At 38.8% G+C, this 26,708-nt stretch carries 24 protein-coding genes and 2 tRNA genes; 13 read left to right on the plus strand and 13 right to left on the minus strand.

The window, feature by feature from the left end:
• Positions 1 to 8 precede the first annotated feature (8 nt).
• A complete protein-coding gene (locus EMIN_RS01355; RefSeq protein ID WP_012414446.1) occupies positions 9 to 821 on the plus strand; it encodes an LOG family protein in 813 nt (270 codons plus the stop codon).
• 239 nt (positions 822 to 1,060) lie between these two features.
• Here EMIN_RS01355 and EMIN_RS01360 read toward each other — a convergent pair whose 3' ends face one another.
• Entirely contained in the window at positions 1,061 to 2,392 is a 1,332-nt protein-coding gene (locus tag EMIN_RS01360; RefSeq protein ID WP_187146164.1) for an ankyrin repeat domain-containing protein, read from the minus strand.
• A 135-nt stretch (positions 2,393 to 2,527) separates the two neighbouring features.
• Between EMIN_RS01360 and EMIN_RS09340 the strand changes: the two genes are divergently transcribed.
• Positions 2,528 to 2,725 carry a type IV pilin protein gene (locus EMIN_RS09340; protein WP_052545803.1) on the plus strand — a complete coding sequence of 66 codons (198 nt, stop codon included), beginning with the start codon at positions 2,528 to 2,530 and terminating at the stop codon, positions 2,723 to 2,725.
• A 283-nt stretch (positions 2,726 to 3,008) separates the two neighbouring features.
• On the opposite strand, the gene EMIN_RS01375 is transcribed toward EMIN_RS09340, so the two are convergent.
• A complete protein-coding gene (locus tag EMIN_RS01375) occupies positions 3,009 to 3,455 on the minus strand; it encodes a tRNA (cytidine(34)-2'-O)-methyltransferase (RefSeq protein ID WP_012414448.1) in 447 nt (148 codons plus the stop codon).
• Between the two features lie 55 nt (positions 3,456 to 3,510).
• Positions 3,511 to 6,063: an alpha-glucan family phosphorylase gene (glgP, locus tag EMIN_RS01380; RefSeq protein WP_012414449.1), complete on the minus strand. Its 2,553-nt coding sequence runs from the start codon at positions 6,061 to 6,063 to the stop codon at positions 3,511 to 3,513.
• 263 nt (positions 6,064 to 6,326) lie between these two features.
• Here glgP and EMIN_RS01385 point away from each other — a divergent pair.
• The 3 genes from EMIN_RS01385 (at position 6,327) to EMIN_RS01395 (ending at position 7,509) form a co-directional block, all read left to right on the plus strand.
• Positions 6,327 to 6,401 (plus strand) — tRNA-Val (locus tag EMIN_RS01385).
• Positions 6,402 to 6,653: 252 nt separating this feature from the next.
• Entirely contained in the window at positions 6,654 to 7,178 is a 525-nt protein-coding gene (locus EMIN_RS08985; protein ID WP_012414450.1) for a type IV pilin protein, read from the plus strand.
• A gap of 127 nt (positions 7,179 to 7,305) precedes the next feature.
• Positions 7,306 to 7,509, plus strand: a complete 204-nt coding sequence (locus EMIN_RS01395; protein WP_012414451.1) for a hypothetical protein — start codon at positions 7,306 to 7,308, stop codon at positions 7,507 to 7,509.
• A 412-nt stretch (positions 7,510 to 7,921) separates the two neighbouring features.
• On the opposite strand, the gene EMIN_RS01400 is transcribed toward EMIN_RS01395, so the two are convergent.
• A complete protein-coding gene (locus EMIN_RS01400) occupies positions 7,922 to 8,593 on the minus strand; it encodes a class I SAM-dependent methyltransferase (protein ID WP_012414452.1) in 672 nt (223 codons plus the stop codon).
• 109 nt (positions 8,594 to 8,702) lie between these two features.
• Entirely contained in the window at positions 8,703 to 9,665 is a 963-nt protein-coding gene (locus tag EMIN_RS01405) for a glycosyltransferase family 8 protein (RefSeq protein ID WP_012414453.1), read from the minus strand.
• A gap of 139 nt (positions 9,666 to 9,804) precedes the next feature.
• Here EMIN_RS01405 and murI point away from each other — a divergent pair, with 139 nt between their 5' ends.
• The gene (gene murI, locus EMIN_RS01410; RefSeq protein WP_012414454.1) at positions 9,805 to 10,599 is read left to right on the plus strand and encodes a glutamate racemase; all 795 of its coding nucleotides are present in this window, start codon (positions 9,805 to 9,807) and stop codon (positions 10,597 to 10,599) included.
• Position 10,600: 1 nt separating this feature from the next.
• Positions 10,601 to 11,293 (plus strand): peptidoglycan editing factor PgeF, encoded by a 693-nt coding sequence (pgeF, locus tag EMIN_RS08010; RefSeq protein WP_012414455.1) that lies wholly within the window; start codon positions 10,601 to 10,603, stop codon positions 11,291 to 11,293.
• Between the two features lie 43 nt (positions 11,294 to 11,336).
• Here pgeF and EMIN_RS01420 read toward each other — a convergent pair whose 3' ends face one another.
• Positions 11,337 to 12,530, minus strand: coding sequence for a phosphopentomutase (locus EMIN_RS01420; RefSeq protein WP_012414456.1), 1,194 nt, complete (start codon positions 12,528 to 12,530; stop codon positions 11,337 to 11,339).
• A gap of 50 nt (positions 12,531 to 12,580) precedes the next feature.
• Between EMIN_RS01420 and EMIN_RS01425 the strand changes: the two genes are divergently transcribed.
• Genes EMIN_RS01425 through EMIN_RS01435 form a run of 3 tightly spaced genes read left to right on the plus strand, consistent with a single transcriptional unit; the run spans position 12,581 to position 16,156 of the window.
• A complete protein-coding gene (locus tag EMIN_RS01425; protein WP_012414457.1) occupies positions 12,581 to 13,990 on the plus strand; it encodes an ATP-binding cassette domain-containing protein in 1,410 nt (469 codons plus the stop codon).
• 4 nt (positions 13,991 to 13,994) lie between these two features.
• Positions 13,995 to 15,056 (plus strand): FAD-binding protein, encoded by a 1,062-nt coding sequence (locus tag EMIN_RS01430; protein ID WP_012414458.1) that lies wholly within the window; start codon positions 13,995 to 13,997, stop codon positions 15,054 to 15,056.
• Positions 15,053 to 16,156 carry a DNA glycosylase AlkZ-like family protein gene (locus EMIN_RS01435; RefSeq protein ID WP_012414459.1) on the plus strand — a complete coding sequence of 368 codons (1,104 nt, stop codon included), beginning with the start codon at positions 15,053 to 15,055 and terminating at the stop codon, positions 16,154 to 16,156. The genes EMIN_RS01430 and EMIN_RS01435 overlap by 4 nt, the downstream gene beginning before the upstream one ends.
• A 61-nt stretch (positions 16,157 to 16,217) precedes the next feature.
• On the opposite strand, the gene EMIN_RS01440 is transcribed toward EMIN_RS01435, so the two are convergent.
• The 4 genes from EMIN_RS01440 to gpmA form a co-directional block, all read right to left on the minus strand.
• A complete protein-coding gene (locus EMIN_RS01440) occupies positions 16,218 to 17,543 on the minus strand; it encodes a homoserine dehydrogenase (RefSeq protein ID WP_012414460.1) in 1,326 nt (441 codons plus the stop codon).
• Positions 17,530 to 18,336, minus strand: coding sequence for a homoserine O-acetyltransferase/O-succinyltransferase family protein (locus tag EMIN_RS01445; protein ID WP_012414461.1), 807 nt, complete (start codon positions 18,334 to 18,336; stop codon positions 17,530 to 17,532). Before EMIN_RS01445 ends, EMIN_RS01440 begins: the two co-directional genes overlap by 14 nt.
• Positions 18,333 to 19,598, minus strand: a complete 1,266-nt coding sequence (locus EMIN_RS01450; protein ID WP_012414462.1) for an O-acetylhomoserine aminocarboxypropyltransferase/cysteine synthase family protein — start codon at positions 19,596 to 19,598, stop codon at positions 18,333 to 18,335. Before EMIN_RS01450 ends, EMIN_RS01445 begins: the two co-directional genes overlap by 4 nt.
• Positions 19,599 to 19,892: 294 nt before the next feature.
• The gene (gpmA, locus tag EMIN_RS01455) at positions 19,893 to 20,639 is read right to left on the minus strand and encodes a 2,3-diphosphoglycerate-dependent phosphoglycerate mutase (protein WP_012414463.1); all 747 of its coding nucleotides are present in this window, start codon (positions 20,637 to 20,639) and stop codon (positions 19,893 to 19,895) included.
• A 198-nt stretch (positions 20,640 to 20,837) separates the two neighbouring features.
• Here gpmA and guaB point away from each other — a divergent pair, with 198 nt between their 5' ends.
• Positions 20,838 to 22,298, plus strand: a complete 1,461-nt coding sequence (gene guaB / locus EMIN_RS01460; protein ID WP_012414464.1) for an IMP dehydrogenase — start codon at positions 20,838 to 20,840, stop codon at positions 22,296 to 22,298.
• Positions 22,299 to 22,749: 451 nt separating this feature from the next.
• On the opposite strand, the gene EMIN_RS01470 is transcribed toward guaB, so the two are convergent.
• A complete protein-coding gene (locus tag EMIN_RS01470; protein WP_012414465.1) occupies positions 22,750 to 23,229 on the minus strand; it encodes a hypothetical protein in 480 nt (159 codons plus the stop codon).
• An 81-nt stretch (positions 23,230 to 23,310) separates the two neighbouring features.
• Here EMIN_RS01470 and EMIN_RS08015 point away from each other — a divergent pair, with 81 nt between their 5' ends.
• Positions 23,311 to 24,168, plus strand: coding sequence for an MBL fold metallo-hydrolase (locus EMIN_RS08015; protein WP_012414466.1), 858 nt, complete (start codon positions 23,311 to 23,313; stop codon positions 24,166 to 24,168).
• Positions 24,169 to 24,498: 330 nt separating this feature from the next.
• Here EMIN_RS08015 and EMIN_RS01480 read toward each other — a convergent pair whose 3' ends face one another.
• A complete protein-coding gene (locus EMIN_RS01480) occupies positions 24,499 to 25,209 on the minus strand; it encodes a hypothetical protein (protein ID WP_012414467.1) in 711 nt (236 codons plus the stop codon).
• A 396-nt stretch (positions 25,210 to 25,605) separates the two neighbouring features.
• A tRNA-His gene (locus tag EMIN_RS01485) sits at positions 25,606 to 25,682 on the minus strand.
• A 206-nt stretch (positions 25,683 to 25,888) separates the two neighbouring features.
• Here EMIN_RS01485 and EMIN_RS01490 point away from each other — a divergent pair.
• A complete protein-coding gene (locus EMIN_RS01490; RefSeq protein WP_052545804.1) occupies positions 25,889 to 26,611 on the plus strand; it encodes a S1C family serine protease in 723 nt (240 codons plus the stop codon).
• Positions 26,612 to 26,708: the final 97 nt, after the last annotated feature.

Below are 26,708 nucleotides of genomic sequence, written 5' to 3' on the forward strand. Positions count from 1 at the left end.
GGAAACTTATGAATAAAAAAACAAGCAGCAGACATATACAATCTTATACAAAAGCTTATGAAGATATCTCTTTTTTAAAAAGTAACGGGCTTAGAGCCATAAGATTGCAATTGGAACTTTTAAAACCGGAAATAATGTTAAATGAAAAACAGATAGACTCTACAATAGTCTGCTTTGGCAGTGCCAGGGTTAAACCTGAGGCGGAAATGAAAAAAGATATCGCGGTTACGGAAAAAAAGTTAAAGAAATCTCCTTCTGATAAAAATCTTAAAGAAAAATTACGTGAAGAAAAAGGCCTTTTGGATCTTGCAAGATATTACGACGAAGCGGTTAAATTCGGCGAATATGTTGTTAAAAAAGGTAAAAATAAATTCGCTGTCGCGACAGGCGGCGGTCCCGGTCTTATGGAAGCTTCCAACAGAGGCGCCTATAAAGCGGGCGGCAAAAGCGTGGGTTTTAATATAACGCTTCCGATGGAGCAAAAGCCTAACGACTATATTACTGAAGGTATGGCATTTTTGTTTCACTATTTCGCTATACGCAAAATGCATCTTGTAATCCGCGCGAAAGCCATAGTGGTTTTTCCAGGCGGCTTTGGCACTTTTGATGAAATGTTTGAGGTGCTTACCTTGGTGCAGACAGGTAAAAAATCCAAAATACCAGTGGTGCTTGTAGGCAAACAGTTCTGGACAGAGGTTGTTAACGTTGAAAAACTTGCCCATTACGGTGTTATTTCAATAAACAATTTAAAACTTTATAATATTGTCGATACCGCTGAGGAAGCATGGAACATTATTTCTAAGTTTTATAAACTTAAATAATCTTATTATTTACAACAAAATCCCCGCTTTTTTAAGCGGGGATTTTTTATAAGAGTACGGAGCATCCTCTGCGTAAGCGGGGGGAAGAATAGACCCCTGATTTTACAACGCCTCCGCAGCAGCAAGGCGGAGGCGTTGCTGTTTATTGCTGGGAGAAATCGCAAAGCGAAATTTTGAAACAAAATAAACTCCCCAGGCGTGAGCCTGGAGAGTTTCATGTATAAAAGATTTTTTATTTATTAATTTTTTTCAAGCATATCAAAAATATTAACATAACCCCGTTGTACCGCTATATCGGAAGCTTTTAAACCTTCTTTATTTTTAAACCTGTTGGAGGCTCCTTTTTGCACAAGTGTGCGGCACATGCTGTAGCTGCCTCTTCTTGCTGCGAGCATAAGAGCTGTAGTTCCGTTTTTTGCCTGAGTGTTAACGTTTGCGCCGGCTTCAATAATTTTATTGGCAAGAGTGTAGTTTCCGGTTTGTATAGCCATCATTAAAGGGGTAAAACCGTTAAAGTCGGCCAAATTAACGTCTGCTTTTGCGTCTAGAAGTTTATTTGTTAAAATATCGTCTTTTTTAGATATGGCAAGCAAAAGAGGAGTTACCCCGTTATTATCCTGAACGTTAATATCGGCACCGTTTTCAACAAGAAAATTGATAGTTTTTTCCGACCTTGTTTGGCCTGCCGTATAAAAAAGCGGAGTTCTGCCGTTATTGTCTTTTAAATCAAGGTCTATGCCTTTAAGCGCAAAATTTCTAACAGTATCGGCTTGCAGGTTAGCGGCCGCGACATGCATTACGGACATGCCGTTCTTAAACGTTTGGTTCAAGTCAGCCCCGGTATTTTCAATAAGAAAGTTGATAAAGTGTTCTCTTCCTTCGGCTATAGATTTTTCAAAATCAGGTATTAATGAAGAAACGTCTATATTGTTTTTTACCGCACCTTTATAAATAATCGTAGCAAGCGGAATATTATATGTTTGAAAAGCTAAGGAAAGATAATTGTTTTTATCAGTCGGGTCAATTACAGGGGCCAAACCGTTGTTTAACAAAATTTCGAGTACGGAAATATTATTATGCTTAGCCGCGATGGCAACCAAATCTTCCCCATTTGGTCCTTTTACTTTAAAGTCGGCATTTCGTTCGTTTAAATATTTAACCAACTCGGTATTGTTAGACGCTACCGCCATAAAAACCAGCGTCCAATTAGTGGTGTTAGGTTCGATATATGCCAATAAAGGCTGTTTAATTTCAGAGCGGAAAAGAGGAAAGTTATCTACCATATCTGCCATATTTACGCTAAAATCAGGGGAAACATTTTGTTCTAAAACAGATTTTATGCTTTTAGTGTCGCTTTTCGCCGCCATTAAAAAAAGATATCTTTTTTGCTCTTCAGTAGGCAAAGAAGGAGGCAATTTTGCAACTTCCTCCGCCACGGTTTCCTGAGCTGCTTTTTCCGCAGCTCTTTGTTTGGCTCTTTTTGACATCTTAGGCCCTTTGTTTTTTTGATAGTATTTATAACCTAATATTAAGGCAACCAATACTATCGCTATAATTAATATTTTTTTCATTTGCATACAGTTAACCCCATCTATAATAATTTAAACTGTCAAACCTTCTTTTAAAAGAATAGCAAAATAAGAAGTTTTTATAAATATAAATTGCAAAAAAATATTTTTTTGATATTATAAAAAAAGTAGTAAAAAATGAATAAAAAAGGCTTTACATTAATAGAATTATTAGTTGTTGTGCTTATTATAGGCATACTTGCCGCTATAGCTTTGCCGCAATACAACGCGGCTGTGGCAAAATCACGCTTTACGCAGCTTGTTTTGTTAGCTTCCGCCATAAGAAATTCCGAACAAATATATTTTATGCAAACAGGCACATATACAGATGATTAAACCGCTTTAGATATAGAGCTTCCTTCCGGGGGCGCTTATTCCTCAGGCAACAGTGTATATAAGGTTGGTGATTTCACTGTTTCTGTCATGCTTGTTCCGCACAACACTGTTTGCGTCGGCGGAACAAAAATACCGGTTACTCATTGTAATTATTTTGTCAGTTCCAGAAGAGACTGCCGTGTCTCTCAAGGGGATGCGTTGTCCGCCAAAATATGCAAAAGTTTGGGCGCAAAATTTAATCACACCGACTCTAATAATAAAGATATGTATTTTTTGGAATAGATTAGCGTTGCTGTCTTAACGCTTCAAATAAAACGACTCCGGCGCTGGTGGAAAGATTTAAAGATCTTACCGGCCCTGTCATAGGTATTGTGAACAGCTTTTCTTTATAAGTTTCGTAAATCTCTTTGGGAAAACCGCAGGACTCGCTTCCGAAAATAAGGTAGCTGTCCGGAGGATATTTTATATCCCAAAAACTTTTTTTGCCTTTTGTGGAAAAGAAAAACATGGATTCTTTATTTTCAACGGAAGATAAAAATCCGTCAAAATCTTTGTAAGTTTTATAATCTAAGTTTACCCAATAGTCAAGGCCGCTTCTTCTTATTTCTTTATCTTCTATTTTAAAACCGAGTTTGCCCACAAGATGGAGTTTTGTGCCCGTGGCCACGCAAGAGCGGCCGATATTACCGGTATTAAAAGGAATTTCTGGGTTGATTAAAACGATATTCATAATTTTTTAAATAAGTAAGCGCGGGACAGTGTGTCCCGCGCTTGGCAGAATTTATTTAGTTTTCCCAACTGATATACAAAGGCATATATTGGTTAGGCAGATAAGGAATATTTTGCAATATTCTTAACGCGTAATCCTGTCGGCCGCTGTTTTCCGGTCTTATAACAGTTTCGTAGATTAAGGCGTCTTCTTCCTTGCCTGTCTGCGTCATGTTAATTAATTGGCCTGAAATAAGGTCCCCGGTTGTGCCTCTTACGCCTATCGCGGCTTGCACGTTTACATATTCCGCGGGTATCGCTCCTAAAAACACTCTCGCGCGCAGAGTAATTGTATCGCCTATCTTTGTTTCCGTTTCGAGTTTAGGTGAAATATCCGTAATGTTTACACGGTACCAATTGGCGGCGATAACTTTTCTTCTTTCGCCTATGTCTTGCACTTTTTTATTGTCGGAAAGAATGTTGAAGTGCTTATGCGCGTGTGAGTAAAATCTTTCATAGTATTCGCAAACCATGCGGTGCGTGTTAAAGAAAGGCGCTATTGTTTTAATAGACTGCTTCATATAGCTTACCCATTTTTCAGGCACATTATCTTCATTCCTTTCATAAAATAAAGGGGCTATTTCCTGTTCAATAATGTTATAGATAGCTTCCGATTCCACAAGGTCCCTTTCATCAGGTGTTTTATAATGTTCAATGCCGCCTATTGACCAGCTGAAATCACAGGGACCAACTTCATCCCACCACCCGTCTAATACTGAAAGGGTTAAAGCGCCGTTAGCCGCGGCTTTCATGCCGCTGGTTCCGCTTGCTTCCATAGGTCTTATGGGGTTGTTAAGCCAAACGTCAACACCCTGAACCATGTAGCGGGCCAAATTCATGTTGTAATCCTCAACAAAAATTATTTTGCCCGCGAATCTGGGGTCAGCCTGTATGTTGGATATATATTTAACAAACTCTTTGCCTTCAATATCGGCGGGGTGCGCTTTGCCGGCGAAAACAAATTGTATCGGTTGCTTTGGGTTGTTAATCAATTTATCAAGCCTGTTTAAATCTTTAAATAACAGATTGGCGCGTTTGTAAGTGGCAAAGCGGCGGGCGAAACCTATTGTAAGAACGTCAGGCTTTAATATTTTGGAGGCTTTGTTGATTTGGGTAGCATCAGCGCCATAGCGCTGAAGCTGCTTTTTTAGTCTCAAGCGGGCCATATTTATAAGCTTATCTTTTCTTATATTATGCACATCCCAAAATTCATTGGCGGGAATGGAGTCAACGCCGCTCCATGTATTTCTGTCAGTTATATCAACGCTGTTTATATCTCTATCGTTAAAACTGTATTTTTTATAAAGTTCGCTGTGCTCGTGGCTTAACCAGCTTGATACATGTACCCCGTTGGTAATGCTTGTTATGGGAATTTCTTTTACGGGCAAAGTAGGCCAAATTTTTTGCCACATTTCCCTGGAAATTTCCCCGTGGAGTTTGGAAACGCCGTTATCATAGGCCGAAAGTTTTAACGCAAGTACCGTCATGCAAAATGTAGCGGAGGTTGGTTCATCTTTACCAAGGGATACAAACTCATCCCAGCTTATTCCCATTTTCTGCGCGTAAACTTCCATGTATTTACGTACTAAAGCCGGGTCAAAATGCTCATTGCCGGCGATAACGGGCGTATGCGTTGTAAACACGGAGGTTGACCATACAATGTCGGCCGCTTGGGCAAACTGTAAATTGCGTTCACGCATAATATCGATTATTCTTTGGCAAAGAAGGAAAGCTGAGTGCCCTTCGTTAATATGGAAAACGGTAGGTTTAATGCCCATTGCGGCTAAAGCTTTTACGCCGCCTATACCTAAAACCACTTCCTGGCGGATTCTGTTTTCTCTGTCGCCGCCGTAAAGCTGCTCGGTAATTGTACGGAACTCGTGCGCGTTTTCCTGCAGGTTTGTGTCTAACAGATAAAGCTTTATGCGCCCTACGCTTACAGCCCAAAGAGCGGCGTAAATAATGTCTTTACCAAGTTCAATTGAAACCCTGAGATCCTGGCCTTGAGCGTCTTTAACTTTTTCAACAGGCATATGCGCCCAGTCGTTTTCCGGGTAGGCCTCAGTCTGCCAGCCGTCGCGGTTTAAAACCTGCTGCACATAACCTCTTTGGTAAAACAAACCTACCCCTATTAAAGGTAGTCCGAGATCGCTTGCGCTTTTCATATGATCGCCGGACAGCATGCCTAACCCGCCCGAGTATATGGGGAGGCCTTCGCCAATGCCGTATTCCATTGAAAAATATGCTGTTAAAAAGTTTTCTTCCCCTTCTTTTTTGTTGGAATGGTACCAACCTGATGATTCTTTGTATTTATAAAAATCTTCCTTAACTTTATTTAAATGGTTTACAAATTCGGTATCGTTGCTTATTTCTTCTAATCTTTTTTGGGATATAGCGCCAAGGAACCATTTGGGGTTGCGTTTACTCTTATTCCAAAGGGCGGGGTCTATTTTAAAAAACAGTAAAATAGCCTGCCAATTCCAGCTAAACCACATATTATCCGCTAATTCTTCAAGAAATTTTATATTTTCCGGTAAATTAGGCTGTACGTTAAAAGAATGAATTTTCATTATATCGTCCCCTTTTTTTTCTTTATTTGCTTTTTATTACATTTATTATATAAAAATATATTCATTAAAGCCTGTTTTGAAACCTGCGTTTTACAGCAAACTTTAAAATGTGTTATAATATATCAATAGTTAACAAGATTTTAGCCCAGTTGGCGCAGCGAAAAGCGAGGCAAACTTGCCGAGCGTATTAATAAGTAACGCGCTACAGGTGTTAAAACAATTAAACTATTAGTTTAAGATATATTGAAATTTAAGATTTTTTAGCCCAGTTGGCGCAGCGGTAGCGCGTTCCCTTGACATGGGAAAGGTCAGAGGTTCAATCCCTCTACTGGGCACCATTTTAAAAGCAACCCTCTAATAAATAAAAATAGAGGGTTTTGCTATTTTAAAGGTTGAAAGTGAAGGCTGCTTCTAAGACCTGTTTTTCACTCTATTTTGTAGTTTTTCCCTGTGTTTTTGGCAATACCCTAATTATTGGATTATAAATAAAAGAAACTTTCTCAACAGCAGTAAAATAGTGTACACTATCTTTCCAGTAGATATTTTTACTACAATGTGTATCTATAATTAATTTTACAGGAATTAAATTTATGAACCAAAGCAAATCTTTAAGCCTTATTCCCTCATGCACCGCTCACTTCAGCAAACTTCTGAACAATCGTGCATTTACGCTCATTGAGCTTTTGGTTGTTGTCCTTATCATCGGCATACTTGCCGCTATAGCGCTTCCGATGTACACAAAAGCGGTGGACAAATCTAAAGCTGTCGAAGCTATTGGAATTGTTAAAAATTTTTCCGATGCAAACCAAAGATATCTTTTGGAATACGGAGTATGCGCACCGTCAGCAGATGATTTAGATATTGATTTAAATATCGATACAAACAAATATACCGTAACTTATAGTATTGCTGATCACTGCCGCTTTGAGATAAAAAATAAAAAAAACGGTTTATTAATAATGGCATATGGAGGCTCTTATGCGGCAGCACAGTGCCCAAACGGGGACTGTGTCTATTGTAAAGTAAGCAAAAACTCAACTTATCTTATTTCCTTATGTAAAACATTCGGTCCTTTAGCCACTGAAGGAACTTATTTGTATTATAGAATCAGATAAACAATTGGTTTTGTACTATCATTTTAAATTAATAGCTGTTGTATAGAGTTTTATGTCTTTGCACGGCCTAGAGTAAGCCAGGATATCTTTTATCCGGCTTCCGGTTCTGCTGTCTTAGGGGAGGCGCATGCTTTCGGGTTTTGTTGTTCCGCTCAAGGCCTTGCTTCTCAAGTTTTCAACACCTAGCGATGAAGAGCGGGAAAAAGAAAAGCAATATCGCAGAAGCAATAAGAACCTAAAAACTATTCAACAGTATATGAAGTTCAAAAAAGGCGAAGGTGTGAATAAAATGTTAATGATGGAGGGAATTATTTTCCTTTCAATAGTGTAAAAATAAAGACAGCATTAAAATTGTGATCTTTATAATTTTAGATAGTGTTTGAAAAAACAAGATTTAGTAATATTATTAAGTAAGTTAAAACAAGCTCAAGGGTGCCAAAAATAGGTAAAAAACGGCAAAAAAAGAGGTCGGCAGGTCGGTTGGTAGGATTGAGTTTTTGACAACACAATTTTGAACAAATAAAAATCAATTTTCTCGATATGCAATTTAGAATTAGACCATAAAAATGTGAATTTTGCCTTCACCCTTGACATGGGAAAGGTCAGAGGTTCAATCCCTCTACTGGGCACCATTTTAAAACTCCTCCAATGAGGAGTTTTTTATTAACCTGAAAATATTTATAAACAGTGTTGGAATAAGGTGTTTTGATAATTAAAAATCCCCCGGAACACGGGGGATTTTATTATTTTTGAGCTACTATAGTGCAAACACATGAAGTGTGCTTAATTATCTGCAGCACGTTAAAACCCGTAAATAAAAAATGGTGCATCATTAAAGACAAATCACTCGGGTGCGCGTGATAAAGATCATGGTAAAAACTGTCTTTTAGCTCAGGCCATTTTTTGCCGTAATATTTTTTGCATTCGGCTTCAATCATTTCATGCCTTTCGTCTTTTCTGTGAAGGCCGAAAGAAGTTATTATATCTTGTACAATAAACAAACCGCCCGGTTTAAGCCAGTTGCTTACTTTATTAATTAAAACGCCTTTTTCATGATTGTTCATGCTTCGCAAAACATCTTTAGCCGTAATTTTAGTAAAAGAATTGTTTTCAAACCAAGCGTCTTGCAGCCAGCCTTCAATTAAAGTAATGTTGCCTGTTTTTTGAAGCGCTTTTTGCGCCTCGGTAAGATGTTCGGCGCTGCAGTCAATTCCTGTGGCAAAAGCGGTGGTTTTTGCCGCTGTTTTAAGAAATTCGCCTTTTCCGCACCCGAGGTCAAGCAAAACATCGTTTTTGTTAAGCTCAAACAAGTCAATAAAGCTGTCTGTTTTAACGGTTTTAGCCTTTTTATCCGCAGGTTTTTTCGCGGCGGCTTTTTTTGCCGTTTCTTTTTTTACTGTTTTCTTTTCCGTCATACTTCAACCCCTTTTGTTTTCAGTTTATTCTTATTTAAATATATCATTTATTCCCGGATAATTAAAGAATTGTAAAAAAGAACCTGTTGTTTTAACAGGTTCTTTTTTATTAATATTTTCTAAACGCATACTTAAAAGGATAGATAAGCAGGTATTTTAAAAACCTGGCCGGGTGCATTTGCGGATCCGGGGAGCGGTCAAAAAATCTAAAACGCTGTAAGTTATATTTTTTTATAAATTTAAGCCACGCATGTTCTTTGTCCGGGTGCGGCGCTCCGCCTAGTTCAAGATATTCTTTATAAAATTTTTGCCAGGGGGCATTCCAGGTATATGTCCAAAATCTTACGCCGCCGCCCGCGCAGTGATATATAAGAATGTCTTTTCTGCGTTTGTCTAAATACTTGGGGTTTGAAGGCAGGCAGTTGCAAATATCGGGCAGGACCTCAACCGTAATGCCGAATTCCTGAAACATTACGTTAACAACGCCCTGGTCGGGGCAGACAAGGTTGTCAAGCCATTCGGCGGTTCTTTCATAACACCACATTTTAAGATGTTGTCTGTCTTTTATATTATCGCAAAATAAAGTAACGCCCGCGTTGTAGCAGGGTAGCGTCATATCATACTGCGGCATGGGGTTAACAAAATTTTTGGTAATAAGAGTAAGGCCTTTTTGAGTGTCTTCGCACATGGCAACGCCTGTTTTGTCCCCGTAATTTTCAAAAATATAATTAAGTTCGCCGCCTATCATTACGTCAACGTCAATATAAAGAACTTTTTTATATGTGTCAAGCATGTCAAATATTTCGTAGCGGGCAAAAGTAAGCTGTGAAAAGTGTTTGAAATTAATATGGTCAAAATTTGTTTCCACGGCGAATTTATATTCAAAAAATTTACAGGGAAGGATTTTGTTTAAAAGCGCTTTATCTTGTTCATTAAAACCTTGGTAGAAGACTAATACGTCGCTGTTTTCCAACGCTTTGGGGGAATTTTTTTTAAGGCTTAATAATGCAACCGCTAAAGTAAATAAAAAACGTTGGTTGCAGGCAAAAAATATTGCGTTTCTTTTTTCCATAAAATCTCCAATTTAAATACGTTAAAATTATCATATAAATTAAAACGGTGTTTGTCCATTCTAGAAGCCCGTTTTACGTGAAAGCTATAATTGCCTGTTATTATTTTTATTGTTTTTTTAAATGAGGTATACTATATATATGAATAATAAACCTATAGGAATTTTTGATTCCGGCCTTGGCGGGCTTACTATTTTGCGCGCTTTACAAAATGATTTGCCTAAAGAGAATTTTATTTATTTCGGCGATTCCGCGCGCGTACCTTACGGATCTAAAAGTAAGTCCACGGTTTTGCAGTATTCGCTTGAAATAGCAAAATTTTTAGAAACGCAGAATATTAAATTTTTAGTTGTGGCCTGTAACACAGCGTCCGCTTTTGCGTTAGAAGCTCTTAAAAAAGAATTAAGCATTCCCGTGTTCGGCGTTATTGAGGCGGGCGCTTACGCCGCCGTGACCAAAACAAAAAACAAAAAAGTGGCTGTTATAGGCACAAGCGGTACGGTAAGCAGCGGTTCTTATAAAAAAGTTATAAACGCTTTTGATAAAAAAGTTAAAGTTTTTGAAATCGCCACGCCTCTTTTTGTGCCGTTTATTGAAGAAGGCTGGGCCGATACCCGCGCCGCCAAACTGGTGGCTGAGGAATATCTGTCAGCGGTTAAAAAATCAGGCTCCGACACTTTAATTTTAGGCTGCACTCATTACCCTATAATTAAAACTTTAATAAAAAAAATAATGGGGTCTAAAGTTAATTTAATTGACTCGGCCGAAACAATTTCCAAAGCAACGGCGGGTTTTTTAAAATCTAAAGACATGCTTAAAACAAAAGGCAGCGGCAGCGTTAAAATTTACGCTTCGGACGCGCCCGATTTGTTCGCCAAAAAAGCGGGCGCAATTTTAAAATCAAAAATCAAAAAAGTTTACTTACACAAATTTTAATATGAAAAATATTTTTGCGGATGAACGTCTCCTTTCTTTAGGCGTTGTAAACGGAACTACAGGGCGTGATTTTGGCAGTATGCGCGTGTTTGAAAACCAAAACGCCGTGTTTGCCAAAGTGGGCGTTAATCCGGCGGCTATGCTCCGCTTTCACCAGGTTCACGGCGATAGGGTTGTTGAGATAAATACGGACGCTGATTTTGAAAACGCCAAAAACAGCTTGTTAAACGCCGACGCGTGGCTTATTACAAGGCCTGCTACGGGCGCTGTTATTTTAACTGCCGACTGTGTGCCTTTTTATATATGGGACGGCGAAGTCAAAGTTGTGGGGCTGGCCCATGCGGGCTGGCGCGGCGTGGTGGCTAAACTGCCGCAAAAAATGGCCCGCCTGGTAAAAGAAAAAGGGGGCAAGGATATATGCGCTTTTTTAGGTCCGCATATCCAGGACTGCTGTTTTGAAGTTAAGGATGATGTTGTGGGTAATTTTTTGCCTTCTTCCGTGATAAGAAAGGACGGTAAAATATTTGTTGATTTGCGCGCCGAAGTCAGAGTGCAGCTTTTAGCGGAAGGTTTGCAGCAGGAAAATATTCACACCCCATGCTTTTGCACATGCCATAACAAGGATATGTTTTTTTCCTACAGAAGGGACCATACAAAAGATGCCATTATGTCTTTTGTGTATAAAATAAATTAAGATTTTAATATTAAAAAGCCCGCTTTAGGCGGGCTTTTTTGTTTTATAAGAAACTTGTTCCGTTATTTAATTTGGTAATGCCCAGATATTCGGCCACGGTTTGTCCAAGGTCGGAATAAGTTTCCCGCCCTCCGATAAAACCGTTTTTTACATTTTTGCCAAACATAATTGCGGGCACATTTTCACGGGTATGATCGGTTCCTTTATAAGAAGGGTCACAGCCGTGATCAGCTGTTATAAAAACAAGGTCGCCTTCTTGTAAAATATTTGCCAGCTCTGGCAGTCTTGAATCGAAATATTCAAGGCCGCCAGCGTAACCTTTAAAATCACGCCTGTGGCCCCAAACCATATCAAAATCAACAAAGTTGGTAAATATTATGGAATTACCGGACGCATTCTTGGTTTCTTCAATAGTAGTGTTCCAAAGCTCTTCAAGCCCGCTGGCTTTAACGGCTTTTGTTATTCCCTGTTTGGCGTAAATATCATTAATTTTACCTATTGATATTACATTGCCGCCGTTTTCTTTTAAAAAATCAAGCACTGTTGGTGCGGGCGGTTTAACAGCGTAATCGTGGCGGTTTTTTGTTCTTTTAAACTCGCCTTTGCGCTCCCCTTCAAACGGGCGTGCGATAACGCGCGCTATTTTATAAGGTTTTAAATATTTAAAAGCTATTTCGCAAATAGTATAAAGGCGTTCTAACCCGAAATGTTTTTCATGCGCCGCTATTTGGAACACGCTGTCGGCCGAAGTGTAACAAATTGGCTTACCTGTTTTAATATGCTCTTCCCCAAGTTCTTCAAGTATTTCGGTTCCCGAGGCTGCCTTATTGCCTAAAATTTTGTCAATTCCCGCTTCTTTGCAAATTTGTTCTATAAGCTCTTTTGGGAAGGAAGGATAACCGGGCTTAAAATAACCCCAGTCAAAAAGGACGGGTACGCCCGCCATTTCCCAATGTCCGGAAAGAGTGTCCTTGCCGTGGCTTTGCTCACGCATAAAACCGTATTTGGAAGGGATGTTAACTTGCGCGGGCGGCTGGGGGCCTGTTTCAATTTTTACTCCCGCCGATGCTTCCGCCGCTTTTACAAGGCCTAAAGAAATTAAATTAGGTATTTTTAACCCGTTGTTTAATTTTGCCACGCTGGCTAAGGTGTTCGCGCCTTCATCGCCGAATTTGGCCGCGTCGGCCGCTCCGCCTATGCCGAAAGAGTCCATCATAAGTATAATAACGCGTTTCATAATTGTCCTCCTACTATTAAATATAGCAAAAAAGGTATAATATTTTCTTAATGCATACACCTCTGAAGATAAAAAACCTTTCCTTATATTTTAAAGAAAAAGTGTGTTTTGAAAACTTTAATACTGACATACTTTACGGGGACCGTATTGCCATTATCGGCCGTAACGGAAGCGGTAAATCAAGCCTTATTAAAATTATTTCAGGCCTTATGGAACAAACAGAAGGGGAAGTTTTAAAAGATAAAGGTATTGTTATAGGTTATGTGCCGCAAACGGTAATGGATTATGATAGTTTGAGCGGCGGGCAGCGTTTTAACAAAGCTCTTACCGAGGCGCTTGCCCTTAACCTAGATATCCTTTTATTAGACGAGCCTACCAACCATTTAGATTTGCGTAACAGACGTTCTCTTATGGCCATGTTAAAACATTATTACGGCACGCTTATAATGGTGTCGCACGATGTTGAACTGCTTAATGGTAGCGTTAATACATTATGGCATATAGATAGCGGCCAAATAAACATTTTTAACGGCAAATATGACGACTATTTTAACCAAATGCAAATTAACAGGCATTCGCTTGAAAATGAGCTTGAAAATTTAAAAAAGGAAAAACGCCTTGCCCATAAAGATTTGATGAAGGAGCAAAAAAGGGCTAAATCTAAAAAAGAACATGGCATTAATTTAAACTCTTCAGGAAAATGGGCGCCGATAGTGGCGGGCGGCAAAAAACGACAGGCTGAAAATACGGCGGGCAGGAAAAACAAAGAAATGAAGGAAAGGCAAGATGATGTTAACTCAAAACTTTCTTCTTTATATATAACGGACGTAATTAAGCCAAAGTTTTCCTTAACTTCCGAAGAAGTTGATAAAGGAGCCGTTGTTATTGTTACGGACGGCGCGGTGGGTTATGAAGATATTATTTTACGTGATATAAACTTTTCACTTACAGGCAGTGAGCGTATTGCCATAACGGGGGATAACGCTTCGGGCAAAACAACAATTTTGCGCGCCATTGTAAATGACCCTGCCGTAAAAAAACAGGGTTTTTGGACGGTGCCTAGTAAAAAGGACATAGGTTATTTGGATCAGCATTATAAAAATTTAAATCCTGATAAAACAGTTTTTGAAACCGTTGGAGAACTTTTGCCCGGGTTTACCCATGCGCAAGTGCGTGATTTCTTAAATGATTTTTTATTTAGAAAGCAGGAAGAAGTTAATTCAAAAGTGAGCGTTTTATCGGGAGGGGAAAAGGCAAGGCTGTCACTTGCCGTTATTTCAGCCAAAACGCCGAAACTGCTTATTTTAGACGAAATTACCAATAACGTTGATTTAGAAACAAAAAACCATATCATACAAGCGCTTAACGAATACCCTGCGGCTGTTATAGCTGTTTCTCACGAGCCGGATTTTTTAAACAAAATAGGTATAATAAGATATTACGATATAAGCAAATCCTAAAAATATGAAACATTTTGATATAGCTATTATAGGGCTTGGCCCCGCAGGCGCTACGCTGGCCAGGCTTTTAGACGGCAAATTTTTTAGAGTTGCCGCCATAGATAAAAAGGGCGCAGACTCTTCTTTTCAAAAGCCTTGCGGCGGGCTTTTAGCGCCCGACGCGCAAAAAGAATTAGCCAAATTTAACCTTACTCTTCCGAAAGATATTTTGGTTGACCCGCAGATATTTTCCGTTAAAACAATTGATTTAAAAAATAGAATAACCAAACATTATCAGCGCATGTATTTAAATATAGACAGAAGCAAGTTTGATAGCTGGCTTATTTCTCTTATTCCCAAAAACGTTAAAATTTTTAAAAATTCCATCTGCCAATATATGTTAAAAACGCAGAGAGGGTTTAAAATAGTGTTTGACGAAAACGGGCATAAACAGGAAATAACGGCTGATTATGTTGTAGGCGCGGATGGGGCGGACTCTTTTGTGCGCCGCATGTTTTTTCCTAAATTTAATATAAGAAAATATACCGCCGTGCAGCAATGGTTTAAAGACGAGCACCAAAAACCTTTTTACTCCTGCATTCTTGACCCTGAAAATACGGACTGTTATTCCTGGGCGCTTTCTAAGGACGGGCATTTTATTTTTGGCGGCGCGTATCCCGTATCAAACAGCAGGGAAAAATTTGAAAGACAAAAAGAAAAATTAAGCGAGCTTGGTTTTAAATTCCCGGAGCCCGTAAAAACGGAAGCCTGCATGATTTTGCGTCCTAACAGTTTTACCGAGTTTTGCCTTGGCGGCGGCAATGTTTTTTTAATAGGCGAGGCTGCCGGCTTTATAAGCCCAAGCTCTTTAGAAGGCATAAGCAGCGCTTTTAAAACAGCCAAAATACTGGGTGATATTTTTAATAAACATAAAGAAAATAAGCACCGCGCGTACGCGTCCGCTTCAAGGGGGCTTCGCTTTAAACTCGCCGCCAAACTTATTTTTAAATGTCCTTTTATATACGATTCCGCTTTTAGAAAAGCCGTTATGAACAGCGGCATAAAAACAATTAGAACTGAAGAATGAATCTTACAAGAGAGCAAATTTTTTACTTAAGAATATCTAAATCCGGTCTGTCCGAACCTTTTGACTGCCCGCTTTCCTGCGCGAAAAATTTGCTTGGCATACAGTCACAAGCCCAGCAATTTGGCGAAATAAGCATATTTAACAGAGTAAAAAATTTAAAAGAAGGCGGGCTTACCTCTTTTTTTAAAAATAAAAACCTTATTAAGCTTTGGGGCCAGCGTATGACCGTGCACACATACCACAAAGACGATTGGCGTTTTATTTACAAAATATACGGCGGCGGAAGTGATAGATTAGAATCTTTTTTAAAGTCAGATAATAAACATTTGCAGACAGTGCTTAAAAAAATAGAAAGCAAAGACATTTGGAATAAAAAAGAATTGCAACTTTTAGCTAAGGAAAAGTTCCCCCATATAACGCATTTTTATTTAGACACTGTGCTTATAATGTATGCGTGCTACAAAGGTGTTTTGTTCGCCGTGCCAGAGCGGCCTTACTCTAAAACTTTTCTACTTAGAAAACAAATTGTTTCCGATAAAGAGTTTAAAACCTGGAACGCAGAAAATAAAGAAGACATTATGGCTGACCTTATGCTCCGTTATTTTGCTTGCTACGGGCCCGCAAGTTTTAAAGATTTTTTGCATTGGAGCGGGCTTAGAAAAATGGACGCAGCTAAATCTTTTGAAAAAATAAAAAATGGTCTTGAAGAATTTACTTTTAATAAAACGTCTGTCTATCTTACTAAAAAGGACAAACATTTTGCGGATTTAAAAAAATCAGGTGTAAAAAACGTAATTAAACTGCTTGGCAAGTTTGACCCGCTGTTTGTAGCTTACTCGGATAAAACCTGGGCTATGGATACAAAACATAATAAGCATGTTTGGCGGCCCGCAGCCCATGTGGAAGCTGTTTTACTTATTGGCACTGAAGCCGCCGGAACATGGCTTTATGAAATGAAAGGCAATAATATGAACTTTAATTTTAATTTATTTAAAACAATCACCGCGGAAGATAAATTAAAAATAAAAAAAGAAGCCTCTTTGCTTTGCGCTTTTATGGGTAAAAATTTAGGTCTGTTATCATATAAAAAAGCAAAATAAAACTGCCCGTAAAAACGCAAATTTACGCCGGCTTACGGGCAGTTTTTTTAAGTAATATTTTTTATTTAAATATAGGAATATATTTAAAGTCCTCAATAAGTTTGGGTTTGCGTTTTTTTATTAAAGAAACCGCCTTATTAAGCTGCTTAGCACTGCATTTGCTTACTTCAACGGGTAAAAACCAATCTTCGCCCGATATTATACTTTGCGCTATATTTTCTATATTAACGCCCACATCGCCTATGGCTGTGCCTACGGTGCCTATTACGCCCGGATTATCTTTTGTTTTTATAATTAATAAGTAAGAAGCGGGGTAATCATTAAAATCAGCCTGTTTGTGTTTAATAGGGGCGGTGGATTCTTTAATATCTTTTATGTATCCGTGTTTGGCTATAAAAACAACGTCCGATACAACCGCGCTGCCTGTTTCAATCGAACCCGCGCCCTGGCCTACAAACAAATGTTCGCCCGAGTAATTAGCGTTTATTTTTATGGCGTTTGTAGCGCCGTTTACGTTATATAAAAAATCCTGGTTAGATATTACGGCGGGCTGCACAAAGGAGTAAACTTTATTTTTTTCTTTTATAGCGAAGGCTATAAGTTTAATGGTGCTGTTTAAACTTTTTGCTACCATAAAATCTTCTTTTGTAATTGCGGTAATGCCCTTAACGGGAAAGCTTTGCTCAGTCGCGGGAATGCCGTAAATAAGCTGAATTAAAATTTTTAATTTATTTGCCGCGTCCATACCGTTGATATCCATTGTCGGGTCAAGCTCAGCGTAGCCCAGTTTTTGCGCAAGTTTTAAAGCGTCCTCAAAGGTGCTGCCTTTGGCGTTCATGCGGCTTAAAACAAAGTTGCTTGTTCCGTTAACAATGCCGGTAATGGAGTTAATAAGATCACCGGTAAAACTGTCCTGCACTACTTTTATTAAAGGTATGGCTCCGCAAACGGCGCCTTCAAAACCCACGGATTTATTTTTTTCTTTAGCGTAGTCGAAAATAGTGTTGCCGTGTTTTGCCAGTATCGCTTTATTTGCGGTTACAAGATGCTTGCCGCTTTTTAATATATTTTTGTGCAGGTTGTGTATATGGTTGGTGCTGCCGCCCACGGTTTCAATAACTAAATCTATATCAGGGTCGTTAAGAACATTTTTTATACAAGCGTCGCTTTGCTCTTTTGTTATTTCTTCTTTATCAGAACAAAATAACTCTAAGGGTAACCCGTGGCGCTTTGCCTGGCGGCGGGGGTGCAAGGTAATAATTTTTTTAATTTTTATTTCTTTTCCGCCCGCTCTTTTTTTAAGTTCCGCGGCGGTTTCTTGTATAATTTTTGCCGTGCCGCCGCCTACGTTGCCGCAGCCGATGATTGCAACATTAAAAGTTTTCATTTAACTCTCCTTTCAAATTAATAACATGATTTATTATATTTTTGTAAAACTGCGCCGCTTGCTTTTGCCAGGTGTTAACAGGCTTAAGCGCGGGGTTATTTTCGGGGTAATAATTTTCAGGCAGCGCGGGGTTTTTGCCTGAAGCAAGGTCTCTTAAATATTCAAGGTGTATGGTGTCAGCCTCATATTCCGGATGCCCGGTTATATATAAGTTTTTTTGGTCACTACTTGAAACCACGCTTACTTCGACCCCTGAGCAGAGGTCCGTTATAATATTTTTATTTTTTTTAATGTCCTCTTTTTTTATACCTGTATGGCGTGAATGGGGCATATAAAAACCGTCGGCAATCTCTTTATAAAAAATGGAATCGGGATTTTGCAGACTTTGTTTAAATATGCCGCAGTATTTTTTATCAAATTTATATTTTTGTATTTTGTAAAAATGATAAAGCGCCGCTTGAGCGCCCCAGCATATAAAAATATTAAAAAGGCTGTTTGTTTTTGTAAAATCAAGTATTTTAGTAAGCTCTTGCCAGTATGCAACATCCTCAAATTCCATAAGTTCAACAGGCGCGCCCGTAACAATAAAAATATCAAACTTACGGTTTGTAATATTTTCAAAAGTAATATAATTGGTCCTTAAATAATCTTCCGAAATATTTTTACTTTTATAAGTAGCTGTGGTAAGCCAGGCTATATTAATTTTTTTGCCCGCTGAGTTAAGCAGCGAACTTAACTGCCTTTCGGTAGCTTCTTTTGTGGGCATTAAATTTAATACGCAGGCTTCTATCATATAAGCGCTTTCTCCAAGTCGGCTATAATGTCATCAATATTTTCAATGCCTACGGAAATCCTTATAAGGTCATCGCCTATTGCCGTTTTTTGTTTTTCTTCCTTCGTTAACTGGCTGTGCGTTGTGCTGGCCGGGTGAGTGACTATTGTCCTTACGTCTCCTAAATTTGTGGCGTGCAGGCAAAGGGTTACGTTTTCTATTAGTTTCTTTCCCGCTTCATAACCGCCTTTTAACCCAAAGGAAAAAAGCGACCCGCAACCTTTTTTAAAATATTTTTCAGCCGTTTGTTTAAAAGGATTCCCTTCTACAAGCGGGTATTTTACCCACGCTATTTTGGGATTATTTTTTAAGTAATCAATAAGTTTTAGAGTGTTTTCCAAATGTCTGTCCATACGCACATGAAGAGTTTGTATGCCTTGCAATGTAAGATAAGAGTTAAAAGGGCTTTGGCACGCTCCGATATCTCTTAAAACCTGGGTGCGCAGTTTTACTATAAAAGCGTTTTGTGCAAAATCTTTGGCGTAAACTATATTGTGGTAGCTTGGGTCGGGGTTGCAAAAAGAGGGGAAACGCCCGCTTGTCCAGTCAAAAGTGCCGCAATCCGTTACAGAGCCGCCCATCACCGCCGCGTGGCCCGACAAAAACTTTGTGGTTGAATGTATTATTATATCCGCGCCGAAATCTTTGGGTTTAAAAAGGTATGGGGTCATGCAGGTATTATCAACTATAAAGGGGATTTTATGTTTTTTAGCTATTTTGGAAAGTTGCTCAAAGTCAGGTATCTCACAGCCGGGGTTGCTTATGGACTCAACAAAAATGGCTTTTGTTTTATCCGTTACCAGGTTTTCAAACTCGGCGGGGTTTGAAACATCGGCAAATTTTACTTTTATGCCCAAACGGCGGAGCGAATGGGAAAACATGTTAAATGTGCCGCCGTATAAAGCGTTAGAGGAAATTATTTCGTCGCCCGTTTCGGCAAGGGCGCATATTGTCATAAACTCGGCCGAATGGCCCGAAGCCGTTACCAATGTTCCCGCGCCGCCTTCGAGAGCGTTAATTCTTTCTTCCAAAAAATTGTTTGTCGGGTTGTTTAGCCTTGTGTAAATATAACCCGGGGCTTTGAGGTCAAACAGGTCTTTTGCATGTTTAGCGTCATTAAATTTATAAGCGTTTGAAAGATATAACGGCGGGTTGCTTGATCCCGTTTCGTCAATTTCAAAGCCGTATGATACGGCCAAAGTTTCAATATGTTGTTTTGTCATAAAATCTCCTTTTTAGCGGTTCGGTGCGGCGCCGAAACCATAAAAAATAACCCGCCTGGCTTTTGCCTGACGGGTTATTTTTTTGTTTTTATAAAATTATTTTAAAAATTTATCCGAAAGGCAAAAGAGTGCATGCGCATCATGCTCATCATGGCGCTCATGCTCATCATCATTGCTTTGTTAGATAAATTTTTCTGCATAACCAAATAATAGCATATTTTTTATAAAAAACTATTTTAACTGTTTTTTTACGTCATAAAAAAGCCCTCTTGAAATAGAGGACTTTTTTAAATTTTATTTCTTTTTAGCCTGGTTGGCCACGGCTTCCATAAGTTTTTTTACTTCCTCAGGATCGCCCAAAAAATAATCTCTTGTCATATTAAGATTATCGTCAAACTCGAAAACATAAGGTACCGCTGTAGGTAAATTTAAGTTTACAATATCTTCGTCCGAAATATTTTTTAAATGTTTTATTACGCCTCTTAAACTGTTGCCGTGGGCAACAACAATAAGCTGGTTTGATGTTTTTAACTGCTTCATTATAACATCCGTCCAATAAGGCATAGTGCGGGCTATAGTGTCTTTTAGTGATTCGGTAGCGGGCAAATCCGCGTTCGTTACGTTTTTATAACGTATGTCTTTACGCGGGTTTCTCGGGTCGTCTTCGGGTATCGGATCGGGCGCGATATCAAAACTTCTACGCCATAATTGAACCTGTTCGGCTCCGTATTTTTCGGCTGTTTCGGCTTTGTTTAAACCTTGAAGGGTGCCGTAGTGTTTTTCATTAAGACGCCATGTTTTTTCAACGTTTATCCAATCCAAGTCCATTTTGTCAAGCACACAGTTAAGCGTTTTTACCGCGCGTTTTAAATAAGAAGTATATGCTTTATCAAAAATAAAGCCCTCTTTTTTTAAGATTTCGCCGGCTTTGGCGGCTTCAGCCACACCTTTTTCCGTTAAATCAACGTCAGTCCAGCCTGTGAAGCGGTTTTCTTTGTTCCAGGTGCTCTCGCCATGTCTTAAAAGTACAATTTTTTTCATAATATCCCCCTGTATATTTATTATAGCACTTAACAGGCGGGCTTAAATTTTGTAAAATAATTTATGGAAAGATTAAATCATACAATAAGCATTTTCCGCAAGAGTTCAGGCTTTTGTACTTGTGTGTGGTTAAACGAAATTTAAAAAAGCCCCGTTTTTGCGGGGCTTTTTTGCATATACGAATAAAGAGGAATAAAAATGGATAATAAATTTTCTAAAGAAGCATTAACATTTGATGATGTTCTGCTGGTGCCGCAGCATTCCGAAGTGCTGCCTAAAGACGTTAAAACAAGCACTCATCTTACAAAAAAAATAAAACTTAATATTCCTTTAATGAGCGCCGGCATGGATACGGTTACAGAATCTAAAATGGCAATAGCCATAGCCCGTGAGGGCGGCGTGGGTATAATTCATAAGAACATGTCTATCACCGCGCAGGCCGCTGAAGTTGACAGAGTTAAAAGAAGCGACAACGGCGTTATTTATGACCCGTTTTCCCTTAGAAAAGATAATACTTTAGCTGAAGCTAAAGAGCTTGCCGCCAAATACAAAATTTCAGGCGTGCCGATAATTAACGACAACGGCAAACTTATAGGCATTATCACAAACCGCGATATGCGTTTTGAAACGGATAACAGCGTGCGCATTGGCGATATAATGACAAAAGATAATCTTGTTACCGCTAAAATAGGAACGTCTTTAAAGGAAGCTAAGGAAATTTTAAGAGGCAAAAAAATTGAAAAGCTTCCCCTTGTAGACGATAAGTTTAAATTAAAAGGGCTTATTACTATTAAAGATATTGAAAAAAGTATTCTTTATCCTAACTCGGCAAAAGACGCTAAAGGCAGACTTTTGGCGGGTGCTGCCGTAGGCGTAACTAAAGATATGTTTGCAAGAGCACAGGTTTTAATTGACGCAAATGTTGACGTTATTGTTATCGATACCGCCCATGGGCACAGCCAGGGCGTTATAGAGGCCGTTAAAAAAATGAGAGCCGAGTTTCCTGACTTGCAGATAATAGCGGGCAATGTAGCCACCGCCGCCGCTACGGAAGATTTGATTAAGGCGGGTGTTGACGCGGTTAAAGTAGGTATCGGGCCTGGCGCGATTTGTACGACAAGGGTTATCGCTGGTATAGGCGTGCCGCAGATTACGGCTATTTATGACTGTGCCTTGGTTGCTTCCAAATACGGAGTGCCCGTAATAGCGGATGGCGGCATAAAGTTCTCGGGCGATATAGCAAAGGCTATAGCCGCGGGGGCAAGCGTTTGTATGATGGGCTCACTTTTCGCCGGAACAAACGAATCACCCGGTGAAAATATTATTTACAACGGACGCGCTTTTAAAACTTACAGGGGCATGGGCTCGGCCGGGGCAATGGGCTCCGGCAGCAGCGACAGATATTTTCAGGAAAATTCTAAAAAACTTGTGCCTGAAGGCGTTGAAGGCAGAGTTCCGTATAAAGGCGCGCTTAGCGACACCGTGTACCAGCTTATAGGCGGTTTAAAAGCTGCCATGGGATATTGCGGAGTAAAAACAATTGACGAGCTTAGAGAAAAAGGCCAGTTTGTAAAAATTACGGCCGCCGGCCTTAAAGAAAGCCACCCGCATGATATTTTTATAACAAAAGAAGAAAGTAATTATACGGTTAACAGATAAATATAATAAAAAACCCCGGGCTTAAGCCCGGGGTTTTTTTGTTTTAAAATTTCGCTTTGCGATTCCCCCCAACAACAAACAGCAACACCTCCGCAGCGGCAATACGGAGGTGTTGTGAAATCAGGGAGCTATCCTTCCCTGTCTTATGCAGGGAGTGTTCCGTACTCTCATAAAAAACAGGGCCGAGTTTTTTAAACGCGGCTCTGTTTTTTATTTTATTACTAAATATATTTTTGGGGGTAAGATAGAGAATTTTGTTTGTGTATCACCAAGGCAGTGGTGTTGCTGCGGTTTTGTTGTTTGTCCGCAAAGCGGAACTATGAAAAAAGAACCCCGCGCGTTAACCCGGGACTCTAAAATATATTTTTGCTTAAATTTAATAAATAATTTTTTGAGCAGGATAATTTTATTTCGCAGATATTATTAAATTTTGCCAAACCGTGGAGTATCGTTATTTTAAATATATATAGTAATTCATTTTAGGTTCATGCTCCGCGCGGAACTGATAGGAAAGTAATGTTATTTTAGGCTTTTTTCCCTGAACGCTGCCCGAAGAATACGGAACAACCGCTTTAAAAGTGTTGCTCCAGGCCGGTTTCTTTTTGCCGTAAACCATAACAATGTGCCCGTTTCTGCTGTTGCCCGTATTATATGTTGCTAAAACGGTTTTGCCTTTACGGGCGGCCTCGTAGGCCGAGTCATGATTTAATTTGCCGTTTGATTTGCGCGGTATTTTTTGCCATTTGGGGGAAGTTTTTAAATAATTATCTATCCCGTTGGCTGTTGTGTTGGGCAGATATATACCGCGTTGTTTTGTTAAATCAATAACATGAATATTACATTTTAACTGCCGTCCGCCTGTTGCGCAAGCGGCTAAAATACCGGCCAGCAGAAGCAGTGCTGATATATTAAAAAGTTTTATTCTCGGCATATTTTTATTATAGCAGTAATTTTTAAGTCTTAATATTGTAATATTGGGGTAGGAAAGGTGTATTTTTAGGAGAGTGAGTGTATGAAAAATATAATTAAAATTATGTTTGGCGTTTTATTTTTAGCCGCCTTACCGGCATTTGCAGCGCAGGATTTTTTGAAATACGATATAGGTTCGTATAAGTTTTACGCCATGATAAATAACACGGGCGCTATTTCTGACGTTCTTATAGGAAATAAAGATAAAATTACTTTTGATAAGTATAAAGCGGCGGGCTGGAACGCGAATGCCATAAATTATTTTTTACTTGATACCGGAACGCAAAAAATTCTTTTTGATACGGGGCTCCCTTTAGCACGCGGCGGCAAAGTGCTTGAACGGCTTGAGGCTATTGGCGTTAAACCTCAGGATATTAGTATTATCTGTCTTACTCATATGCATATGGATCATATTGGCGGTATGTTAGATGATGAGGGAAAAAAAGTTTTTCCGAACGCTAAGGTTTTTCTCTCAAAAGAAGAGGCGGAATATTGGAATAATCCAAACAATGATTCTTCCTCCTTTAAATCGGCAAAAAAGGTGTTGGAAGTATACGGTGAAAGTATTATAAAATTTCCCCAAAAACAAAAGATAACTGATGGCGTTACAAGTGTTCCTTTGTTTGGGCATACTCCCGGGCATACAGGGTTTATTATTGAAAATAAAGGAAAGAAACTTGTTATTTTGGGTGATGTTATACACGCCAATATTCAATTTGTTAACCCTGATATTTATTTAACCTATGATGTGGACCCCAAAACCGCTATGAAAACAAGAAAACTTGTTTTGAAAAAGGCGGCCGCCGAAGGCGTGGATATCACAGGTATGCATATTGCTCCGCCCAGTGTCGGCAAAATAAAGAAAACGGGCAAAGGCTATCTTTTTGAAAGACATATTTAACTAATATTAAAATATAGTTAAAAAAATTAAAGGAACCGGAAGAAACTTTCAAAAATTCGCAAATTTAACAAGAAAGAGATTCGTGAATTAAATACTTTTGAATTTTCGGAATTAAGGATAAAAAGTTGAGTTTTGGCTACATAAGAACCCTTTAGAGACTTCTCCAAAGGGTTCTTATATAAATTATGGGGTGCGCCCGTAGACAAATACTTAAACTATATAATAAGATCACACGTCCCAATAAACGCCGCCGCCTTTTTGCAAGATACAGGCGGGCAGCATTTTTACAATAATACGGCAGTCATATTAAGGAACAGCCTGGCATAGATATTATTTGCGTTTTTCAGTTCTTTTTTCGGCATCGTTACTTTCTGAGAAGCTGGTTCCAAGTAGTATTGCAACAAGCCAAAAAGCTGAATATAAAACATAGTTAATCCAAGGCTTAGCAGAAGTAATCGGCGGTATCAGACCCGCTAAAAATTGCAATAACCATATTAAAAAAGCAAGTATTAGTAAGCCTGCAAAATAACCAGGGAAATCTTTTGCCCGAAAGTTTTTTGAGAAAGGAACTCCAAATAAAACTGCCATAAAAGTAAGTATAAAAAGCCAGGCTGCCGACAACATAAGCCAAGGCTGCTTATATGGCGATGGGGTATCACTCTTTTCTATTATTGTGGTGGCAGGTGTTTCTGTGGGCTCACTAGTAGATGTTTGCTGGGGTAATTTGCTAGAACTATCTTTTTTTAGCCAAGAGGGTACATTTAGAGTGCTGAAAAAAGGCTTTCTTTCTAATATTTCTCTCTCTATTTTATTAATATGTTCTAAATATTCTTGAGTATGGGTGTTGCTTTTCTTTAATTCGACTATTGCTTGCAATTGCTTTATTTTTTGATTAGTGGAGTAGTTAAAAGACCATCCCAAGAAATTATTTAACAAAAATAACATTGCAATAGAAAGGATTACTAAAGAGGCTTTTAAGGGAAGCGCGAACCTTTTGTCAGCTAAAAAATTGTATATATGCTCTGCTATTGATTTAAGCATAAAAAGCTCCTTTTGATATGGCGTAACTATTGGTATATTGCGAACTTTCTTGTTAGTCGCAGCAGACACCCTTTAAATAAAGTATATAAAAATACAGCTCTTAATTCTTTTTATGCTAGAATTTAAGTAGTAAAAGCAGTATAAAATTTGATTTTGGACTTGTTTTTAGAGCCGCTGAGAACGGTACGATTTTGCTAAAAGTTAGCAAAGCGGTCTAGAATCTAAAAATGAAGAAGTGGCAACAAAATATATTGAGCAAGAAATATCAAAATTGGGAATAAAAATAGATGTATAAATAAGGATATTATTAAATTCTTTCCATAATATCCAGAGGGGATTTATTAAACCCTCTTTGATGCATATATAGCATCAGTAAAAAGTTCAATAAATCCCCTCTGGGGTGGCTGAGGGGACTCGAACCCCCGGCCCTTGGCTCCACAAACCAATGCTCTAACCAACTGAGCTACAGCCACCAAAAAACTGTTTTACACAAAAATCTACTTTGCAACAGGTTGTCTTAAAAGTCTAAGTATATATATTATAGAATATTTTTTTGCTTTAGCATAATTTTGCTTTGGCTTATTTTTTAGAAGTTGAAAACCTGCATATGGGCGGCTACGTGCATTATATCCACAAAATGTTATATATTATATAAAATACAAGTGTAACACGATTAACTATGAAACTTAAACTTTTTTTACTTTTTATAATAGCTTTTAGTTTGTGTGATGCAAAAACTCACGTTGAAATAGCGGAAGAGTTCAGCCCCAGCGTTGTTACAATTAATGTTGCTAACAGCCGCGGCGGCACATTTAACGGCACAGGTTTTATTGTAAGTCCGGACGGGCTTATAGCCACAAGCAGGCATGTTGTGGACGGCGCTATTTATATGAACGTTACATTTAATACGGGACTTGTGTCGGATGAAGCTGTTTTGATAGCGGTTTCGCCAAAAGTTGATATAGCTTTAATAAAAATAAACGCGAAAGACTTGCCTACTGTGGTTTTGGGTGATTCGGACTATGCTTTACCCGGTTCTATAATAACAGTTATCGGTAACCCGAGAAGGTTGCAAAATACTGTAACGGAAGGCATTATATCCCAAGTCAGATTAATGAAAAAAGGTGTTGTGTGGCACCAAATAAGCGCGCCCATTTCCCCCAGCAGCAGCGGCAGCCCTGTTTTTAATGAAAACGGGGAAGTTATATCCGTTGCTTTTTCAACATACAAAGGTGCCGATAACCAAAATTTAAATTTTGCCATTCCCTCTAATTATCTTGCCGAGCTTATGCTGGAAAAAGGTTATATACCGCCCATGGCGCAAAGAGTGCAAACTAATGAAAATAAATTTGCCTCCTATATCAAGCAATGTTGGGACACTTTAATCAAACTTATATCTTGACTTTTTTGTTTATATAGATATATTTATATATATAGCATACAGTGCTTTCAGGGTTAAAATTCCGTTGAAAGGCTGTAAATACTTGTTTTAATGATAT

Origin of the sequence: Elusimicrobium minutum Pei191, from assembly GCF_000020145.1 — a bacterium.
In the GTDB taxonomy this organism is placed as follows: domain Bacteria; phylum Elusimicrobiota; class Elusimicrobia; order Elusimicrobiales; family Elusimicrobiaceae; genus Elusimicrobium; species Elusimicrobium minutum.

Coding starts and splice junctions, on each gene's coding strand:
- EMIN_RS01355 (WP_012414446.1), top strand. CDS start 9: ATGAATAAAAAAACAAGCAGCAGACATATACAATCTTATACAAAAGCT.
- EMIN_RS01360 (WP_187146164.1), bottom strand. CDS start 2,392: ATGAAAAAAATATTAATTATAGCGATAGTATTGGTTGCCTTAATATTA.
- EMIN_RS09340 (WP_052545803.1), top strand. CDS start 2,528: ATGAATAAAAAAGGCTTTACATTAATAGAATTATTAGTTGTTGTGCTT.
- EMIN_RS01375 (WP_012414448.1), bottom strand. CDS start 3,455: ATGAATATCGTTTTAATCAACCCAGAAATTCCTTTTAATACCGGTAAT.
- glgP (WP_012414449.1), bottom strand. CDS start 6,063: ATGAAAATTCATTCTTTTAACGTACAGCCTAATTTACCGGAAAATATA.
- EMIN_RS08985 (WP_012414450.1), top strand. CDS start 6,654: ATGAACCAAAGCAAATCTTTAAGCCTTATTCCCTCATGCACCGCTCAC.
- EMIN_RS01395 (WP_012414451.1), top strand. CDS start 7,306: ATGCTTTCGGGTTTTGTTGTTCCGCTCAAGGCCTTGCTTCTCAAGTTT.
- EMIN_RS01400 (WP_012414452.1), bottom strand. CDS start 8,593: ATGACGGAAAAGAAAACAGTAAAAAAAGAAACGGCAAAAAAAGCCGCC.
- EMIN_RS01405 (WP_012414453.1), bottom strand. CDS start 9,665: ATGGAAAAAAGAAACGCAATATTTTTTGCCTGCAACCAACGTTTTTTA.
- murI (WP_012414454.1), top strand. CDS start 9,805: ATGAATAATAAACCTATAGGAATTTTTGATTCCGGCCTTGGCGGGCTT.
- pgeF (WP_012414455.1), top strand. CDS start 10,601: ATGAAAAATATTTTTGCGGATGAACGTCTCCTTTCTTTAGGCGTTGTA.
- EMIN_RS01420 (WP_012414456.1), bottom strand. CDS start 12,530: ATGAAACGCGTTATTATACTTATGATGGACTCTTTCGGCATAGGCGGA.
- EMIN_RS01425 (WP_012414457.1), top strand. CDS start 12,581: ATGCATACACCTCTGAAGATAAAAAACCTTTCCTTATATTTTAAAGAA.
- EMIN_RS01430 (WP_012414458.1), top strand. CDS start 13,995: ATGAAACATTTTGATATAGCTATTATAGGGCTTGGCCCCGCAGGCGCT.
- EMIN_RS01435 (WP_012414459.1), top strand. CDS start 15,053: ATGAATCTTACAAGAGAGCAAATTTTTTACTTAAGAATATCTAAATCC.
- EMIN_RS01440 (WP_012414460.1), bottom strand. CDS start 17,543: ATGAAAACTTTTAATGTTGCAATCATCGGCTGCGGCAACGTAGGCGGC.
- EMIN_RS01445 (WP_012414461.1), bottom strand. CDS start 18,336: ATGATAGAAGCCTGCGTATTAAATTTAATGCCCACAAAAGAAGCTACC.
- EMIN_RS01450 (WP_012414462.1), bottom strand. CDS start 19,598: ATGACAAAACAACATATTGAAACTTTGGCCGTATCATACGGCTTTGAA.
- gpmA (WP_012414463.1), bottom strand. CDS start 20,639: ATGAAAAAAATTGTACTTTTAAGACATGGCGAGAGCACCTGGAACAAA.
- guaB (WP_012414464.1), top strand. CDS start 20,838: ATGGATAATAAATTTTCTAAAGAAGCATTAACATTTGATGATGTTCTG.
- EMIN_RS01470 (WP_012414465.1), bottom strand. CDS start 23,229: ATGCCGAGAATAAAACTTTTTAATATATCAGCACTGCTTCTGCTGGCC.
- EMIN_RS08015 (WP_012414466.1), top strand. CDS start 23,311: ATGAAAAATATAATTAAAATTATGTTTGGCGTTTTATTTTTAGCCGCC.
- EMIN_RS01480 (WP_012414467.1), bottom strand. CDS start 25,209: ATGCTTAAATCAATAGCAGAGCATATATACAATTTTTTAGCTGACAAA.
- EMIN_RS01490 (WP_052545804.1), top strand. CDS start 25,889: ATGAAACTTAAACTTTTTTTACTTTTTATAATAGCTTTTAGTTTGTGT.